The organism is Sphaerimonospora mesophila (assembly GCF_001417795.1).
GTDB lineage: Bacteria > Actinomycetota > Actinomycetes > Streptosporangiales > Streptosporangiaceae > Sphaerimonospora > Sphaerimonospora mesophila.
On the sequence record NZ_BCBX01000030.1, the window covers coordinates 777,945 to 794,248 of the forward strand.

The 16,304-nt window shown below is 71.3% G+C and carries 17 protein-coding genes; 6 read left to right on the forward strand and 11 right to left on the reverse strand.

Annotated elements, in window-relative coordinates; all coding sequences use genetic code 11:
- Window positions 1-5 precede the first annotated feature (5 nt).
- Window positions 6-356: a hypothetical protein gene (locus AP234_RS03755; RefSeq protein WP_055478052.1), complete on the reverse strand. Its 351-nt coding sequence runs from the start codon at window positions 354-356 to the stop codon at window positions 6-8.
- Window positions 357-504: 148 nt separating this feature from the next.
- Between AP234_RS03755 and AP234_RS03760 the strand changes: the two genes are divergently transcribed.
- Genes AP234_RS03760 through AP234_RS03770 form a run of 3 tightly spaced genes read left to right on the forward strand, consistent with a single transcriptional unit; the run spans window position 505 to window position 3,997 of the window.
- Window positions 505-2,520 carry a histidine kinase gene (locus AP234_RS03760; RefSeq protein ID WP_152990212.1) on the forward strand — a complete coding sequence of 672 codons (2,016 nt, stop codon included), beginning with the start codon at window positions 505-507 and terminating at the stop codon, window positions 2,518-2,520.
- Window positions 2,508-3,149, forward strand: a complete 642-nt coding sequence (locus AP234_RS03765) for a response regulator (protein ID WP_055478053.1) — start codon at window positions 2,508-2,510, stop codon at window positions 3,147-3,149. The genes AP234_RS03760 and AP234_RS03765 overlap by 13 nt, the downstream gene beginning before the upstream one ends.
- A 53-nt stretch (window positions 3,150-3,202) precedes the next feature.
- Complete coding sequence (locus AP234_RS03770; RefSeq protein ID WP_055478054.1) at window positions 3,203-3,997, forward strand: acetoacetate decarboxylase family protein; 795 nt, start codon at window positions 3,203-3,205, stop codon at window positions 3,995-3,997.
- A 27-nt stretch (window positions 3,998-4,024) separates the two neighbouring features.
- Here AP234_RS03770 and AP234_RS03775 read toward each other — a convergent pair whose 3' ends face one another.
- The 7 genes from AP234_RS03775 to AP234_RS03800 all read right to left on the reverse strand — a co-directional run bounded on the left by AP234_RS03775 (window position 4,025) and on the right by AP234_RS03800 (window position 10,125).
- Window positions 4,025-4,906, reverse strand: a complete 882-nt coding sequence (locus AP234_RS03775) for a glycosyltransferase (protein ID WP_055478055.1) — start codon at window positions 4,904-4,906, stop codon at window positions 4,025-4,027.
- A gap of 192 nt (window positions 4,907-5,098) precedes the next feature.
- A complete protein-coding gene (locus AP234_RS03780) occupies window positions 5,099-5,857 on the reverse strand; it encodes a CDP-alcohol phosphatidyltransferase family protein (protein ID WP_055478056.1) in 759 nt (252 codons plus the stop codon).
- Window positions 5,835-6,875 carry an iron-containing alcohol dehydrogenase family protein gene (locus AP234_RS03785; RefSeq protein ID WP_055478057.1) on the reverse strand — a complete coding sequence of 347 codons (1,041 nt, stop codon included), beginning with the start codon at window positions 6,873-6,875 and terminating at the stop codon, window positions 5,835-5,837. The genes AP234_RS03780 and AP234_RS03785 overlap by 23 nt, the downstream gene beginning before the upstream one ends.
- 122 nt (window positions 6,876-6,997) lie before the next feature.
- Window positions 6,998-7,732, reverse strand: a complete 735-nt coding sequence (locus AP234_RS03790) for a sugar phosphate nucleotidyltransferase (RefSeq protein WP_055478058.1) — start codon at window positions 7,730-7,732, stop codon at window positions 6,998-7,000.
- A gap of 91 nt (window positions 7,733-7,823) precedes the next feature.
- Window positions 7,824-8,495 carry a DUF5941 domain-containing protein gene (locus AP234_RS03795; protein ID WP_055478059.1) on the reverse strand — a complete coding sequence of 224 codons (672 nt, stop codon included), beginning with the start codon at window positions 8,493-8,495 and terminating at the stop codon, window positions 7,824-7,826.
- A complete protein-coding gene (locus tag AP234_RS39100; protein WP_268778005.1) occupies window positions 8,492-8,620 on the reverse strand; it encodes a hypothetical protein in 129 nt (42 codons plus the stop codon). Before AP234_RS39100 ends, AP234_RS03795 begins: the two co-directional genes overlap by 4 nt.
- Window positions 8,617-10,125 (reverse strand): CDP-alcohol phosphatidyltransferase family protein, encoded by a 1,509-nt coding sequence (locus AP234_RS03800; RefSeq protein WP_235557936.1) that lies wholly within the window; start codon window positions 10,123-10,125, stop codon window positions 8,617-8,619. Before AP234_RS03800 ends, AP234_RS39100 begins: the two co-directional genes overlap by 4 nt.
- A 161-nt stretch (window positions 10,126-10,286) precedes the next feature.
- Here AP234_RS03800 and AP234_RS03805 point away from each other — a divergent pair, with 161 nt between their 5' ends.
- Both AP234_RS03805 and AP234_RS03810 read left to right on the forward strand, forming a co-directional pair.
- Entirely contained in the window at window positions 10,287-11,690 is a 1,404-nt protein-coding gene (locus tag AP234_RS03805; RefSeq protein ID WP_055478060.1) for an SDR family oxidoreductase, read from the forward strand.
- A gap of 209 nt (window positions 11,691-11,899) precedes the next feature.
- On the forward strand, window positions 11,900-12,586 hold the full coding sequence (locus AP234_RS03810) for a Uma2 family endonuclease (RefSeq protein ID WP_083501735.1): 687 nt from the start codon (window positions 11,900-11,902) through the stop codon (window positions 12,584-12,586).
- Here AP234_RS03810 and AP234_RS03815 read toward each other — a convergent pair.
- On the reverse strand, window positions 12,563-13,651 hold the full coding sequence (locus AP234_RS03815) for a glycosyltransferase family 2 protein (RefSeq protein WP_083501736.1): 1,089 nt from the start codon (window positions 13,649-13,651) through the stop codon (window positions 12,563-12,565). The two genes, AP234_RS03810 and AP234_RS03815, sit on opposite strands and share 24 nt — an antisense overlap.
- A 195-nt stretch (window positions 13,652-13,846) precedes the next feature.
- On the opposite strand from AP234_RS03815, the gene AP234_RS03820 reads away from it, so the two are divergent.
- Entirely contained in the window at window positions 13,847-15,205 is a 1,359-nt protein-coding gene (locus tag AP234_RS03820; RefSeq protein ID WP_235557937.1) for an LCP family protein, read from the forward strand.
- A gap of 4 nt (window positions 15,206-15,209) precedes the next feature.
- Here AP234_RS03820 and AP234_RS03825 read toward each other — a convergent pair whose 3' ends face one another.
- Together AP234_RS03825 and AP234_RS03830 are read right to left on the reverse strand one after the other, a co-directional pair.
- Window positions 15,210-15,407 carry a DUF397 domain-containing protein gene (locus AP234_RS03825; protein ID WP_055478063.1) on the reverse strand — a complete coding sequence of 66 codons (198 nt, stop codon included), beginning with the start codon at window positions 15,405-15,407 and terminating at the stop codon, window positions 15,210-15,212.
- Window positions 15,398-16,195 carry a Scr1 family TA system antitoxin-like transcriptional regulator gene (locus AP234_RS03830; protein WP_055478064.1) on the reverse strand — a complete coding sequence of 266 codons (798 nt, stop codon included), beginning with the start codon at window positions 16,193-16,195 and terminating at the stop codon, window positions 15,398-15,400. The genes AP234_RS03825 and AP234_RS03830 overlap by 10 nt, the downstream gene beginning before the upstream one ends.
- Between the last annotated feature and the right edge of the window lie 109 nt (window positions 16,196-16,304).

A 16,304-nucleotide genomic window follows, 5' to 3' on the forward strand; every position in this document is an offset into this window, starting at 1 on the left:
CGAGATCAGGCGTTGGACCGCAGCGCCGGCGCGAGCAGCGCGACGCAGACGAGGGTGAGCACGATGCCCGCGGCGGCCGCGCCGACGGCCGGGCCGGGAACGCCTTCGACGAAGAACGCCGGTACGGCGGTCAGCGCCGACAGCAGCCTGGTGACGATCACGGCCCCCACCCCGGCGCGGCTGCCGCGCCAGGCCGGCACGATGCCGACCAGGGTGATCAGGCCGAGCACGGCAGCGGCGATCACCACCGCGACCGGCGGGTGCTCACCATCGCCGGCCGGCAGCGGGATCACGTCCATGAGAGCGAACAGGCCGGCCAGGACCAGTCCGATGATGAGGGGGACGGAGCGTCTCACGTGTTTCTCCTGAGTCGTCGGGTCGACCGGACGGCCGATATCGGCAGTGTGGGTGTGCGGCCCCCACCTGCGGATCCGCGCCGCCTCTGGTCCGGTCTCCGTACTGGCACGTATTCACTCCGGCCACGCCACGGCCTACCGTGTGGTCGTGGCACTCCCCCGTCTGCTCGCGTACGCGGCCGTGACCGTGGTGTGCGCGCTGACGATCATCGAGGTGGTGCTGGCCGTGATCGCCGGTGACGGCACGGCCTCGGCGGCGTACCCGGCCCACACGGCGGCCGAGAACGGCACGGCGCTCGCGATCGGCACCGCGCTGGCGCTGCCCTCCGTCGTGCTCGGCGTGGTGGTCGCCGTCCGGCGGCCGCGCAGCGTGGTCGGCCCGCTGCTCGTGCTGGTCGGCGCGGCGGCGGTATGGGTCACGCTCGGCGAGCTGTACACCGCGGCCTTCGCCCGGCGGCCCGGCCTGCCGCTCGCCGAGGTCTACGCCGCGCTGTCGCAGGGCGACTGGATGTTCCTTTATGTGCCGGCGGCGCTGCTCATGCTGGTCTTCCCCGACGGCCGGCTGCCCGGCCGGTGCCGGCGCTGGGTCGCCGTCGGACTGCTGGCCGTGCCGACGCTGTTCACGCTGATCGCGGCGGCCGTCACCGACCCGTATCCGCCCCCGTTCGAGAACACGCCGCATCTGCTGCGTCCTCCGGAGGCGTACGTGCCGATGCTGCTCACCGTGGGAGAGGCGCTGCTGCCGGTCTTCCTCGGGCTGCTGGTCACGTCGGCGTCGGCCGCGGTGATCCGTTACCGGCGGACGGCCGACGAGGTCGGGCGGGCGCAGCTGAAGTGGTTCGCCCTCGGCGCCGGCTTCCTGCCGCTCACGCTGCTGCTGTGCTGGGCCGGCTACCTGTTCTTCGGCAGTGCGGACCTGGTGGTCGTCGGCCTGGCGGCGACGGCCGTGTCGATCCCGGTGGCGACGGCGATCGCCGTGCTGCGGCACGACCTCTACGACGTCGACAGGGCGATCAGCGCGGCCGTCACCTACACCCTGGTCACCACGATCCTGCTCGCGTTCTATACGGTCGCCGCGTTCCTCGCCGGCCTGACCGCCGGTCGCGACTCGCCGATCGCGGCGGCGGCTGCGACCGCCGTGTGCGCGGCCGCGCTGGCGCCGCTGCGCGTCCGGTTGCAGCGCCGGGTCGACCGCAGGCTCTACCCGGCACGGCAGGCGGCGCTGACCGCCATCGAGGAACTGCGCGACCGGACGTACGCAGGCGAGGCGCAGCCCGAGGAGCTGGAGGGGGTGCTGCGCGCCGCGCTGCGCGACCCGCTGCTGCGGGTCGGCTACCGGCTGCCCGGCTCGCCCGGACTGGTCGACGCGGCCGGCGACCCGGTCGACGCCGGTGACGCGCACACGGCGCCGGTACGGCTCGGCGGCCGGGAGATCGGCGCGATCGTACGCGGCAGGACGGGCAGCAGGGAACTGCTGCGCGAGGTGGCGGCCGCCGGCGCACTGCTCGTGGAGGTGGTCCGGCTGCGGATCGAGGTCAGCCTGGCCCTCGCCGAGACCGAGGCCGGCCGCACCCGGCTGCTGCACGCGGGGTACGAGGAGCGGCGGCGGCTCGAACGCGACCTGCACGACGGGGCGCAGCAGCGCCTGGTCTCCCTCGGCATGGCCATCCGGCTGGCGCAGCGCCGCCGCGGCGCCGGCGCCGACCTCGACGCGCTGATGGACGAGTGGGTGGCCGAGCTCGCCGCGGCGGTGACCGAGCTGCGGCGGATCGCGCACGGCCTGCGGCCGAGCAGCCTCGACGACGGCCTCGGCAACGCGCTGGCGATGCTGGCGAGCAAGGCCCCCGTGCCGGTGTCGCTGGACGTCTCCGCCGACGGTCTGTCCGACGACGTGGCGATGACCGCCTACTTCGTGGCGAGCGAGGCGATGACCAACGCGGTCAAGCACGCCGGCCCGGTCTCGATCGGCGTCCGCGTCAGCCGTACCGGCGACCTGGTCACCGTCCGGGTGAGCGACGACGGGCCCGGCGGCGCCGAGGTGCGGCCCGGCGCGGGGCTGGCCGGTCTCGTGGACCGGGTCGAGGCCGCGGGCGGTGCGCTGCGGCTGACGAGTCCGGTCGGCGGCGGCACCCGGGTGGAGGCGGTGCTGCCGTGCGCATTGTGATCGGTGAAGACTCGGCGCTGTTCCGGGAGGGGCTGGCCCGGCTGCTCGCCGATGCCGGGCACGAGATCGTGGCCAAGGCGCAGGACGCCCCTGGGCTGATCGCCGCGGTCGAGGCCACCGACCCCGATCTGGTGATCATCGATGTGCGGATGCCGCCGGACCTCACCGACGACGGCGCCCGGGCGGCCAGGCTGATCCGCGACGGCCACCCCGACCTGGGCATCGTCATGCTCTCCCAGCACGTCGAGACCCGCCACTCCGTCGACCTGGTGTCGCGCGGCGGGTTCGGCTACCTGCTCAAGGACCGGGTGTTCGACGTCGACGACTTCCTCGACGCGCTGCGGCGGGTGGCGGCCGGCGGCTCGGCCCTCGACCCCGAGGTCGTCTCCCGGCTCATCGGCGGCCGCGGCATCGCCGATCCCCTGGCCTCGCTGACGGGACGGGAGCGCGAGGTGCTGGCGCTCATGGCGGAGGGCCGCACCAACATCGGCATCGCCCGGCGGCTGTGGCTCACCGACAGGACCGTCGAGACCCACGTCAGCTCGATCATGGCCAAGCTCGGCCTGGCCAACTCGGCGGAGGACCACCGCCGTGTGCTGGCCGTGCTCGTCTACCTGAACAGGTCGTGACCCGCCGGGGCGACGGGTGTCATTCGGCGGCCGGGCTTGCTGTACTGGGAGGCATGTCACCACGCGAAGGCGTACCGAGCCATGTCAGCCACCTTGTTCAGGGGCGCCGGGTGGACATGCCGGTCAGGGTCCGGGATGCCACGCTCTGCGCCGCCATGTACCTCGTGCGGGCCGATCCCGCCAGAGCGGTCCTCGCCTACTCCGGGATGGACGTCACCGAGGTGCTGCCCGGCAGGGCCGTCTGCACGCTGCTGTTCGTGCAGTACCGGGACTCCGATCTGGACGCCTACCACGAGTTCGGCGTCGCGTTTCTCGTACGGCCTCCGGCGAGCGGCCCGCCGCCCCGGCGTGGCGCGCTGGCCGGTCTGAAAGACCTGCGGACGGCCGGGGGCGGCGCCTTCATCCACTGGCTGCCGGTGAACCAGGGCTTCACGCTGGAGGCGGGCCGGGGCATCTGGGGGTTCCCGAAGGAACTGGCGGAGATCGACCTCCGCCTCGGCACGCCGTACAAGCGGTGCACCGTGCGCAGGGACGGGCGGCTGGTCGTCGACCTGCTGACCCGGCCGGGTCTCCCGCTGCCGGCGGCGGCGCTGCGTACGGCGCTGCCTGGCAGGCGTGACGGGATAAGGATGCTCGACGCCTACACCCACGCCGAGGGGGTCACCCGCCGCGTGCCCTGGACCGTCCGCCCGCGTGGCATCCGCTGGCGGCCCGGCGGCGCGCTGGTCAGGCTGGGCAACCACCCGGTCGCCAAGGAGCTGAGCGAGCTCGGTCTGCCCAAGCACGCGCTGATGACCGTCACCATCGACCGTCTCGCGATGGAGTTCGCCGACGCCGAGGAGATGTGAACCGGGGCGGCGCCTGGATCGGGGCCCTCAGACGATGGGGGGGCGGCCGAGGCGGAGCATCCGCCAGGCGGTGCGCCAGGACATCGGGCGGCGCTCGCCCGCCGGCTCGCGCAGCCCTTCGGCGAAGCCGCGGAACCACGCTTTGGCGGCCGTCGCGGACCGCTCACGGACGAGCGTGAGGACGATCCAGTTGAGCAGATAGGTCGCGGCGAGCGGCCAGGGCAGGTTGCGGCGGGCCAGCCAGACCCGGTTACGGGCGTTGAGCCGGTAGAAGTCCGCGTGCCGGCTCGGCAGCACCAGCGGGTGATACATCACGGTCTGCGCGTCGTACTCGATCCGGTAGCCCTCGCCGAGCAGCCGCCAGGCCAGGTCGGTCTCCTCGTGCGCGTAGAAGAACCGCTCCGGAAGCCCGCCCACCTGCAGGAACGCGGACTTCCTTATGGCGCAGGCACCGCCGAGGAAGGTCGTGACCGGCGATGATCGTTCGGGGTCGCCGGCGCGCAGCCGGGGCACGTGCCGCCGCTGCACCGAGCCGCCCTCCGGGTCCATCACCCGGAACGAGATCACGGCGAGGTCGGGCTCGTGCGCGAACCGGTCACGGACGTGGGCGGCGACCGCCGAGTCGGCGTACCATCCGTCGTCGTCGAGGAAGAGGACGATGTCCCCCGAGCATTCCTGGACGCCGCGGTTGCGCCCCTCCGGGATGCCGACGTTCTGCGGGAGCCGTACGGTCTTGACATCGGCGGTGGAGCCGGGCAGCGGCCGGGCCGTGAGAGCGGGAACATCGGCGCCGTTCCCGACGACCACCACCTCGACGTCGGCGTCGGTCTGCGTGAGCGCGGATGCGACCGCACGGTCGAGCTCGGCGGTCCTGTTGCCCATGGTGAGGATGACACACGAAATCTTCACGGCGTCATCGCCTCGACGCTGGGCGCACTACACACAATTTCATGATCACCGAGTCTGTGTGGCCGGGCCATCCGGAATCCGCCGCGTTCACTGCGCGATAAGGGTATCGGAACTGCCAGCGAACCGTTACCGAACCGCAGGTGAAGCCGCGACACTTCCCTGGAGGAAACCGGCGTCCCCGTTGCGGCCCGATCATGAAAGCCGCCGGGACGCGAGGATGCTCACCAGGTGCAGCACGAGCTGGATCACCGCGACGACGGCGCAGGCGACGACCAGCACCCGGGTGGCGGGGAACCACAGGTCGAGCACGGCCGCGATCACGACGATCAACGACAGCTCGACCGCCTGGATCAACCGGTGGAACCGGGTCGCCCCGACGATCCTGCGGGCGAGGCCGAGCCGGCGGGAGGTGAACTGCCCCGCCTGCGTCTCCGTGGCGGCGACCAGCCCGGACCGGGCGCGTGCCACGTCGACCAGATCGGTCTCCGACTTGATCAGGATCGCGCCCAGCGCGGCGGCGAAGCCGAGCACGGTGTACCAGTCCGGCACCGTCTGCGAGGCACGGAAACCCAGGCCGATGAGCAGCGCCGCCTCGGCGAAGTAGTGCCCCACCCGGTCGAGATAGACCCCGGTGATCGACGTGCGACCGGTCCAGCGGGCCAGCTCACCGTCCGAGCAGTCGAGCAGCAGGTAGAGCTGGATCAGCAGCGCGGCGCCCACCGCCGCCGCGATCCCCGGCAGGGCCAGTACGGCTCCCGCGGCCACCCCACTGAGGATCATCAGGCCGGTCACCTGGTTGGGCGTGATCGGCGTCTTGGCCAGCAGCCAGGTGGCGTATATGGACAGCCGCCGCATGTACAGCAGCCCGGCCCAGTGCTCGCCGCTGCGGCGGTCCATGGTGGTCTGCGGCTGGGCGACCGCGCGAAGCTCAGCGACCGACGGCGCGGACATAGTCCTCAACTTTCGCCCTGACCTCGTCCTCCGCCAGGCGGAGGTGCTCGAGGATGGTGTAACGGCCGGGCCGGGTGTTGGGGGCCAGCATGACGGCCTCGGTGAACTGTTCGTTCGACAGGCCCACCTCGCCGGGGGTGACGGGCAGCCCGTGCTGCCGCAGGCAGCCGGTCACCTGGCCGAGCCGGTGGGCGTCCTCGCGGAGGAAGAAGCAGAAAGCCGTGCCGATCCCGGCCAGTTCGCCGTGATTGGCGGTCCCGGGGAAGAGCTGGTCCACGGCATGCATGATCTCATGGTCGCCACCGCTGGCCGGCCGACTCGACCCGGCGATGACCATCGACATGCCCGAGAGGATCAACGCCTCGGCCAGGACGGTCAAGAACGCGTCGGACTCGACGGAGTCGGACCGGCCGAGCACGGCCTCGGCGGCGGTGCGGGCCATGGAGATCGCCACGCCGTCGATGGGCTCACCACGCTCGGTCCTGCCGAGTTGCCAGTCCTCGATGGCGGACAGGTTGGCGAGCACGTCGCCGACTCCGGCGCGTACGAGCGAGGGCGGGGCGTCGTGGACGAAGTCGAGGTCCACCATGATCGCTAACGGCATGGGCACGCCGAACGAGGGTTTGCCCCCGTCGTGCACGAGGGAGGCCACCGGCGAGCAGATGCCGTCGTGGGAGAGGTTCGTGGCCACCGCGACCATCGGGATCCCGGCCAGCGACGCGGCGTACTTCGTGGCGTCGATCGTCTTGCCGCCGCCGATCCCGACGACCGCCTCGAAGGCGCCCTTGCGCAGGTCGCCGCCGAGCGCGATGGCCGCATCGACCGTTCCAGCGGCGACCCGGAAGACCTTGGCATCGCCCAGAGAGGGTGCGATGATCTCGGCGATCCGGTCACCCTGGTTCGGGCCGACCGCGACCGCCACCTGGCCGGAGGTGGCCACCCGGCTGTCGGCCAGCAACGAGCCGAGTTGCGCGATCGCGCCCCGCCGTACCTCCATCGTGAGGGGGGCGGGAAGCATCCTTGCCAATATCGGCATGAGAACTCCTCAGGCGACGGTGAGGGCCCGCGGGCGGCCCGGGGGGATGTCCGCGGAAGGGCAGTACAGAGCGCCTCGCCCGGACTCCCGTAGACCCGTGAGGATCAGTATCGCCATGCGATCTCACGGGCCTTGGCCAAGTCGTCGTGGTTGTCCACCTCGACCCACTCGACCTTGCCGATGGGCGCCACCGTGATCTTCTCACCTCGGGCGACCATCTCCTGATAGCCGTCCTCGTAGTAGAGCTGGGGGTCACGCTCGAAGGTCGCCCGCAGCGCGTCGGCCAGCCGCTCGGCCGCCCCGGGCCGGATCAGCGTCGCGCCGATGTACTCGCCGTACGCCTCGGCGGGATCCATCAGCTTGGTGATCCTCTTGAGCCGGCCGTCCTGGAGGGTGACCTTCATCTCCTCGTCGGCGAGCGGCTTCACGTCGTCCACCGCGAGCAGGATGTCCGAGCCGTCCTCCTCGGCCGACAGCAGGGTACGCTCCACCGACACGGGGTGCACGGTGTCACCGTTGACCAGCAGCGCGCCCTTGGCGAAGTGGTCGCGGGCGCACCACAGGGAGTAGGCGTTGTTCCACTCCTCGGCCTTGTCGTTGTGGACGAGCGTCAGCGTGACACCGTGACGACTCTCCAGATCGGCCTTGCGGTCGTGCACCGCCTGAGCCTGATAGCCGACGATGACGACGACCTCGCGGAGGCCCACCGCAGCGAGGTTGCGCAGGGCGATGTCGAGGATCGTGGTCTCACCGTCGACCGGCACCAGCGCCTTGGGCAGTGTGTCGGTGTACGGCCGCAGGCGGCGTCCGGCCCCGGCGGCCAGCACCATTCCGAGCAATTTCGCGCACTCCTTGAGGTCGAGCGTGAGGCAGTAACCCCAAAGGTTAGTTGGCTTTTGGTCCGGTGTGGGCAATCACCCGGTCATAGCGTCAATCTCGACTCCCCTGTCCGGCCGCCGGAACGGCCGCCGCAGGACCCTCCTGCGCCGACGGGGTGACTCCCGGTGCGGCGCCCCAGCAGGTGACGCTCTCCCAGCCGAACACACCCCACAGATATCCCGCCAGCAGCACGAACACCACGGTCGCCGCGTCGAGCAGGCCCGCCACGGCGATGACGAGCAGCCGGCCGTCCCAGCCCAGCCCGACGGCGGCCAGCCACGGGGGTGGTTGGACGCGCTGCCGCACCCGGTAGACGACGTCGTAGTGGTGGAAGGCCAGCGCCCCGAGCAGTGCGAAGATCAGCACCGGCGGCACCGACCGGCCGAAGCCGACGACCGCGATGAATCCGTACTCCGTGAGCCGCAGGATCGGCGGCACCAGCCAGTCGAGCCGGCCGTCGTGGTCGTGCGCAGCGCCGGACCCCGCCAGCAGCAGGAGCACGGCCGGGGCGAACATGGCGAGATCACCCCGGCCCGTCATCCCCGCGAGCAGCAGGGCGCCCATCACGAAGGCCCCCGCGATCACCGGCGGGAGCGGTGGGATCTGGCCGGAGAGCAGCAGGCCCATGGCCTTGGCCAGCGGACCGTCGTCGCGATAGGCCACGACGGTGCGGGGTGGAGCCGGCGTGATGTCCGCTGCTTCCGTGGACGGCGTGGTCGTCATGATCGCTCCCCCTGGATGACCGGTCCCGCCATCGTGACCGTGCCGATCGCCGTGTCCTGGCCCGCCGTCGTGACCGTGCCGGTCGTCATGTCCTGGCCCGCCGTCGTGACCGTGCCGGTCGTCATGAAAACGCCCTCATGATCCGGCCGGCCGACATGTACGCCAGCGCGACCATGCCCCAGCCGAGGAGCGCCAGGAACGTCACCCGCGCGTCGAACAGGGCGGCCGTGATCGCGATCAGCGCCACCCGCTCCCCGATCGGCAGCACGATGATCTTCCTGAGCCAGTACGTCCTGGCGGACGGCCCACCACCTCCGGGTGGGGACGACGCGACCGGCGGACCGGCCGGAGGCCCCGCCGCCGGATCGGTCTCCGCCTTCTCCGCCAGAGGACGGCGCGGCCCGGCGACGGCGCCGGAGTCGGCCAGCGACCCGGCGTAGGAGAAGTCGACCATGTGCCGGACCACCTGGAGGATCACCGCGGCCACCGCGAGCGGCCACACGCCGCCGGATTCACCTGACTGCGCCGCCTGATAGCCGAAGGCCAGCCCGACGAACACCACGAACTCCTTCAGCCGGTCGCAGATCCCGTCGAGCCAGCCGCCGTGTGCGGAGAATCTCCGCGTGTAGCGGGCGAGCTGCCCGTCGACGCAGTCGAGGACGAACGACAGATACAGGGCGACGGCCCCGACCACCAGTCCGGTCCGTTGCCCTTCGGAGAACCAGATGGCCGCGATGAGCGCCAGACCCACCGAGATGCCGGTGACGGCGTTGGGCGTGAGCCCGAGCCGGGCGGCGAGCCGTACGACATGACGCGACCAGGAGCTGACGAAGAACGTCGTGAAGAAGCCGTCGCCCGTCTTGATCGCCGCGTCGAGCCGCGCCCGGGACTCGTCGACCTCGGCGAGCCCGCTGACCGCCTCCTCGGCCCCGGCCCGGTCGGCCACCCGCGCGCAGCGCAGTGCGCCGATCGCGACGGACCGGACGGGCACCCCGGTGCGTACGAGCCCGGTCAGCAGCAGGTCGGGCACCTCGGCGTCGCCCGCCCGGCCGAGCAGACCGCGCTCCGCCAGATCGCCCAGCTCCTCCGCCACCTCGGCGAGGTTCGTCAGGTGCGCCTCGCCCACCTGGAGCACGCCGCCGAAGGTGCCGTCGGCCCGCTCGACCTCGTGGAAGGAGTTGCCCGCCGCGACGACCCGGCCCGACTCCGTCCGTACCGGCGGGTGCAGCGGCGCCCGCTCGCCGGATCCGGCCACGGGCCCGACGATCGCCCCCGTGGGCCGGTCGGGATCGGCCAGCAGCGTGGCCAGGGCCTCGGTGTGGGCGACGACATCGGCCGCGAGCACGACCAGCGGTGACGTGGCGGTCCTGGCCGTCTTGGCGACGAGTCGCAGGTCCTCGGCCAGCCCGTCGCTCGTGGTGTCGGGCAGTCTGTACGGCCCGGCTTCGTACGGCTTGGCCGCCTGCGGGTGGACGCCGTCCGGCCTGGCCACGACATGGACGTCTCTGACGGGCAGCGTGACGAGCTGGCGGGTGAGCCGCTCCAGTAGGGTGGTGCCGTCGGGGCAGGGCAGATCGGCCGCCGGGGTGGTCGCCAGGACCACCGCCACCGTGTCACCACCCCGTGTCATGCCCGGCGCCATGCCAGATCTGCCCGGGTCGGCCCGTATTGACATTCCGAACTCACCTCGGTAACCGAACACTCACCTCGCAACGTAACCGAGTGATCACTTGGTGGCAATCACCTTTCCGTGCTTCGTGCCCCGGTATCGTCGGGTGCGGGGAGGAGAACATGATCGCGGAATCGCGTCTGCGCAGGGTCGGAGTGGTGCTGGCCGGCGGCGTCGGCCGGCGGATCGGTCTCGACATCCCCAAGCAGCTGCTGAAAATCTCCGGCAGGACGATCCTGGAGCACACCATCGGCGCGTTCGACGGCCATCCGGAGATCGACGAGGTCGTCGTGCTGATGGCTCCCGGATTCGTCGAGGTCGCCGAGGAACTGGTGCGCCGGAACGGCTACCGGAAGGTGACCAAGGTCATCGAGGGCGGCGCGAGCCGTACCGAGTCGACCTGGCTGGCCCTGCGCGCGCTCGGCGACGACGAGTGCGACGTGCTGCTGCACGACGCGGCCCGGCCGCTGATCGAGCCGCGGATCATCAGCGAGTGCGTGGCCGCGCTGGAACGGCACGAGGCCGTCGAGGTGGCGATCCCGTCCGCCGACACGATCGTGGTCACCGCCCCCGGGTCGCAGGGGGAGATCGTCCGTGACATTCCCGACCGCTCGGTGCTGCGGCGCGTGCAGACCCCCCAGTGCTTCCGGCTGTCGGTCATCCGCGCGGCGTACGAGCTCGCGTTCGCCGACCCGGCCTTCGGCGAGCGGCCGGCGACCGACGACTGCGGCGTGGTGCTGCGCTACCTGCCCGACGTGCCGATCCACATCGTGCCGGGCGACGAGCGCAACATGAAGGTCACCCATCCGGTCGACGTCGCCATCGCCGAACGGCTCTTCCGGCCGGCCGGGGGCGCCGTCCCGGCACTCACCGACGACGCCTGTCGTGACGGCCTGTCCGGGCGCACGCTGGTCGTCTTCGGCGGCGCCGGCGTCGGCGCCGAGCTCGTGGAGCTCGCCAAGGGGTACGGCGCGGCCGTCCGCTGGTTCCCCCGCGCCCCGGACGGCGTACGGGTCGAGGACCCCGCGGCGGTGGCCGACGCCCTCGCCCGCGTGTACGGCGAGACCGGGCGCATCGACTACGTCGTCAACGCCGTGGCCGTGCCGCACCCGGGCGGGCCGGCCGAGGCGGACCCGCGCGTCACGGCGGAGACCGCCGCGGTCGGCTACCTCGGGCCGGTCAACCTCGCCGACGCGTCGTTCGAATACCTGGCGGAGAGCGGCGGCCACCTGCTGCTGCACACCCCCTCGCCCCACGCGTACGGCCCGGCGGCCCATGGTCTGCGCTCCTCCGCGAAGGCCGCCGTCGTGAGCCTCACCGAGGCGCTGGCCGACGAGTGGGCCGCCCACGGGGTGCGGGTCAACTGCGTCGACCCGGAGCGGACCGCCACGCCGGCGCACCCGCATGCCTCCGACGCCGAACCCGCCACGCCGCCATCGGCCGGGGCCGTCGCGAGGACCAGCCTCGACGTCCTCCTGTCCCGTCTCACCGGGCAGGTCGTGACCGTACGGCAGGCACACGCCTGAGCCGGTCCGACCCGTCCACGAGCACCGTGATCGAGCCGGTCCTCCGGGTGTAGGCACTTCGACGGGCGATCAAGGCCACCCTGGGCCCGGGCGGCCAGGCTGCCGGACGAGAGCACTTATCCACAGGGAAATGCGCTTGTCAGGGATGAGTGAAATACTCGCGATACCTACGGAGCGTATCGACATGGATACGAAGGGATGTGCGAACGATGGTCGCCACGTCACGCAAGCCGCACGGCCGCGCACCTGTACGCAGCACCGCGCATGCGCACGGCCCCGCGCCGGAAGACGGGCCGACGCCGACGCATCGGCCCACCCTGGAGCCCGTTCCCGAGCAACCGCTGCCCAGCACTCCCCGTGAGCTGTTCGACGCGCTACCCCACCTTCCGGGCCTCCGGACCGAGATCATCAATGGGAGACTGATAGTGAGCCCCGTGGGCACCCCCGAACACGGCAGGGCGGCGATGCGGTTGTTCCGCCTGCTCATTCCGATCATCGACGAGCGCGGGTGGGAAGCCTTCGCCGGCAACGTCGACGTGTGCATCGACGGCACCCGTGACCCCCTCGAACCCGACTTCGTGCTCGCCCCGCTGAACTGCACGAGGTGGGGCGGCCGGGAACTGCTGTCGTCGGGTCTGAAGTTGGTCGCCGAAGTCGTCTCTCCGGGCAGCGCCTACGACGACCGCGAGCTGAAGCCCGACATCTACGCGGGTGGGGGCGTCCCCGTCATGCTTCTCGTCGACCCGCTCGCCGAGTCGGGGACGGTGACCGTCTTCAGCGAGCCCAAGGAGGGGCGTTACCGGGTGATCTCCACGGTGACGTTCGGGCGGGAGATCTACATTCCCGACCCGATCGACTTCACCCTGGACACGTCAGTCTTCAAAGAGGTCGTCTAGGCCGACCCGCTCGCCCTCCTGCCGCGACCTGCCGACCCGCATGCTGCCGGACGGCTGCTTGCTGAGGCTGGGCGGGCTGGTCAGGAAGCCGGTGCCCCAGGACATGTGCATGGTCGCGTACACGAGCGGGAGCCGTACCAGCGCGCCCGCCGGCAGGCCGCGACCGGTGGCGACCGAACCGGCGAGGATCGCCGCGACGTAGCCACCGGGGATCAATAACCCGGGCCAGAAGAACGGCGAGACGACCAGGCCGAGCGCGATGGCCGCCACCGCGATGGGCGGCGCGAGGTAGCGCAGGTTGATCGTGCCCTGGTGGGTGCGCGCGACGACCCGGCGCCACCTGCCGTAGTGGAAGTACTGCTTGGCCAGCGCGCGGACGTTGGGCCGCGGGCGGTAGGTGACCCGCATGCGCGGCTGGAACCAGACCAGGCCACCGGTCTCCCGGATGCGGTGGTTCATCTCCCAGTCCTGCGCGCGCTGGAAGTGCTCGTCATAGCCGCCGACCCGGTCGAGCGCCGTACGGCGGAAGACGCCCAGGTAGACGGTGTCGGCGGGGCCGGCCTTCCCGCCGGTGTGGAAGCGCGCGTTGCCCACCCCGATCTTCGAGGTCATCGCGCGCGCGACGGCCTGCTCGAACGGCGTGATGCCCTCGGCCGCCATGATGCCGCCGACGTTGTCGGCCCCGGTGGTCTCCAGGGTCTCCACGGCCGTGCGGAGGTAGTCGCGGGGCAGCATCGCGTGCCCGTCGACCCGGGCCACGATCTGGTTGCGGGACGCGGTGATGGCCGCGTTCAGCGCGTTGGGGGTGCGGCCGGTCGGGTTGGGCACGACGATCACGCGGGGGTCCGCCGCGGCGATCGCGTCGGCCACCTCCTGCGTGCGGTCCTTCGACGGGCCGACGCTGAGGACGACCTCCAGCGGGCCCTGGTAGTCCTGGTCGAGGACCTGCCGTACGGCTTCGCGCAGGTGCCGTTCCTCGTTGAGCACCGGCATGATCACCGAAACCGGTGGCCAGCCGCGCATGGACGTCTGACTCGGCCGGCGCGAGTCGGAGAAGGGATTCATGGTTGCGCTCACGCTACTGTACGGGGGGGTGGAGGCGGCAACCGGAGGACGGGAATGCCTGGCGACCAAGAGGAGGACTCCGGCGTCCGCATAGGCGGAGACGGCTACGGGGGGGTCAGGATCACGGCCCGACGCGCCCGACAAAAACGGACAAATCTCCGATCAGTCATTATCTCCGGCGCCCTTTCGGGGGTCGTGCTGCTCAGCTCCGGGGGCATGTGGCTGGCGTCCAGCTACGCCGCCAAGCAGATCCAGGCGGTGGAGGCCGGGACCGCCGGCGACTCCGGGCCGCGCGGCGCGATGAACATCCTCCTGGTCGGCGTCGACAAGCGGGACGACCTCACCAGGCAGCAGCAGAACCAGCTCCATCTCGGCCGCGAGGTCGGCGAGCGCACCGACACGATGATGGTCATCCACCTGTCGGAGGATCGCGAGCGGGTGACGGTCGTCAGCCTGCCGAGGGACACCTGGACCGAGATCCCGGGCAAGGGCACCCACAAGATCAACTCTGCCTACCAGTTCGGCGGCGCCAAGCTGGCCGTGCGGACCGTCGAGGAGGCCACCGGGCTGCGCATCAACCACTACATCGAGGTCAACGTGCTCGGCTTCATCGATGTCGTGGACTCTCTCGGCGGCGTGACCGTCTGCACCCCGGTGCCGATCAACGACCAGAAGACCCGGCTCACCATGCAGCCGGGGACGCACAACCTGGACGGCATCAACGCGCTGGCCTACGCGCGTACACGTGCCACGGCACGCTCCGACCTCGACCGGATCGACCGGCAGCAGCAGGTGATCTCGGCCCTGCTGAACAAGGCGATCAGCGGCGGCACGCTGACCAACCCGGCGCGGCTCACCGGGATGGTCGGCTCGGCGCTCAAGGCGATCACCGTCGACAAGGCCCTGGCGGACGACCTGCTCGGGCTGGCCAACCAGCTCAAGGGCGTCTCGACCGACGACGTGGCCTTCGCGACCGTGCCGCTGGCCGACGTGAACTACCGGACGCCGACCGGCGAGTCCGCGGTGCTGTGGGACAAGCCGGCCGCGAAGGAGCTGTTCCAGCGGATCGCCAAGGACCAGCCGCTGATCGAGACGTCTCCCAAACCCTCCGGTACGGCTTCCGCCTCCGCCAGGCCGTCGGGGCAGCCGTCACCGTCGCCGTCGCCGACCGCGCCCACGATCCCTCCGGAGCGGATCGCGGTCCGCGTGCTCAACGGGACGACGATCAACGGGCTGGGCGCCCGTACGAAGACCGCTCTCGTCGCCGCCGGGTTCCAGGTGCCGTCGACACCCGGTAACACGGCCAAGCACGACTTCGAGAACACGGTGGTCCGCTATCCGCCGGGCCGGGAGGACTCGGCCCGCACGGTCGCCGCCGCGTTCCCCGGCGCGGAGTTGCGCGAGCAGCCGGACGTCTCGGGCATCGAGGTCGTGCTCGGTCAGCGGAACAACACGGTCAAGAAGGTGACGGTCGCGGCCACGGCGACCCCCTCCCCCACGACCTCGCCGACCCCCTCGGCCCGGACCGCCACCCAGAACATCTGCAAGCAGTAGGTGGTCAGTCGAACTCGCCGGCGCGGACGCCGGCGGTGAAGGCGGCCCACTCCGACCGGGTGAACCACAGCACGGCGCCGTCGGGGGCCTTGCTGTCGCGGACCGCGCGTCCGCCGTCGGGAAGCTCGGCGACCTCGACGCAGTCCCCGCCGTTGGTGCCGGAGAAGCTGCTCTTCCGCCAGGAGAGCCTGCTCACGTCCATCTGCGTTCCACCGTTCGTCTGATGAGGGCGAGCGAATCCGTGCGGGAGAGCGCCTCGGTCCTGATCTCCTCATAGACCTCGTTGAGCACGTCGAGGTCGTCGGGGTGAGTGGTGACCTGGCCCCTCGCCGCCGTCTCCAAATACCCTACGGCAGCGCCCGTCGGAGTGGTCGCCAGAACGAACCCACCTTGCAGGCCGGGATGCACACCCATCGGGACGATCTGCACGGAGACCCGGGAGTTCTCCGTGTCCTTCACGAGTTTCTCGAGCTGGGCTCGCATGACCTCGGCGGAGCCGACCGGCCGCAGGAGGACGGACTCGTCGAGGACGCAGCGGAGCGTCGGCGGCGCGGGGTTCTCCCGTTGCAAGATCGCCTGACGTTCGATCCGGGCCACGACCGCGTCCTCGGACCGCAGCAGCGCCCTGGCGTAGTCGGGGGTCTGGAGCAGGCCGGGCACGACCAGCGGCTGCCAGGTCCGCAGCGAGGTCGCCTCGTGCTCGATCTCCCGCCAGGGGGCGAACCACGACGGCTGGCGCTCCCGCGACACGAGCGGCCAGAGCCGGCCCAGCGCGCCATCGGTCTCCAGGGCCTCGTCGCACGCGACGGCGAACTCCAGGGTCGGCATCCGCTGCGCGGTCTCGATCATTCCGACCAGGGAAGGCCCATAGTTGATCCTGTTGGCGAGAGCCTCCTGGCTCATCTCGCACCGTGCCCGGAAGCGGCGAAGCTCGGCGCCGAAGAACGACAGCGCCGATGCGCCGGGGTCGAGTTGACGAGCGGCCGGCATCCGATCCTCCCAGCCGTACGGCTCAGCCGTACCAGATCCCACGGGACACCACCGTGCTCGGCGGACGATCCCACTGATTGCGCTGTGTAGATATTAGATCTACCGGAAG

Coding starts and splice junctions, on each gene's coding strand:
- AP234_RS03770 (WP_055478054.1), top strand. CDS start 3,203: ATGTCACCACGCGAAGGCGTACCGAGCCATGTCAGCCACCTTGTTCAG.
- AP234_RS03780 (WP_055478056.1), bottom strand. CDS start 5,857: ATGTCCGCGCCGTCGGTCGCTGAGCTTCGCGCGGTCGCCCAGCCGCAG.
- AP234_RS03785 (WP_055478057.1), bottom strand. CDS start 6,875: ATGCTTCCCGCCCCCCTCACGATGGAGGTACGGCGGGGCGCGATCGCG.
- AP234_RS03795 (WP_055478059.1), bottom strand. CDS start 8,495: ATGACGACCACGCCGTCCACGGAAGCAGCGGACATCACGCCGGCTCCA.
- AP234_RS39100 (WP_268778005.1), bottom strand. CDS start 8,620: ATGACGACCGGCACGGTCACGACGGCGGGCCAGGACATGACGACCGGC.
- AP234_RS03800 (WP_235557936.1), bottom strand. CDS start 10,125: ATGACACGGGGTGGTGACACGGTGGCGGTGGTCCTGGCGACCACCCCG.
- AP234_RS03805 (WP_055478060.1), top strand. CDS start 10,287: ATGATCGCGGAATCGCGTCTGCGCAGGGTCGGAGTGGTGCTGGCCGGC.
- AP234_RS03810 (WP_083501735.1), top strand. CDS start 11,900: ATGGTCGCCACGTCACGCAAGCCGCACGGCCGCGCACCTGTACGCAGC.
- AP234_RS03815 (WP_083501736.1), bottom strand. CDS start 13,651: ATGAATCCCTTCTCCGACTCGCGCCGGCCGAGTCAGACGTCCATGCGC.
- AP234_RS03825 (WP_055478063.1), bottom strand. CDS start 15,407: ATGGACGTGAGCAGGCTCTCCTGGCGGAAGAGCAGCTTCTCCGGCACC.
- AP234_RS03830 (WP_055478064.1), bottom strand. CDS start 16,195: ATGCCGGCCGCTCGTCAACTCGACCCCGGCGCATCGGCGCTGTCGTTC.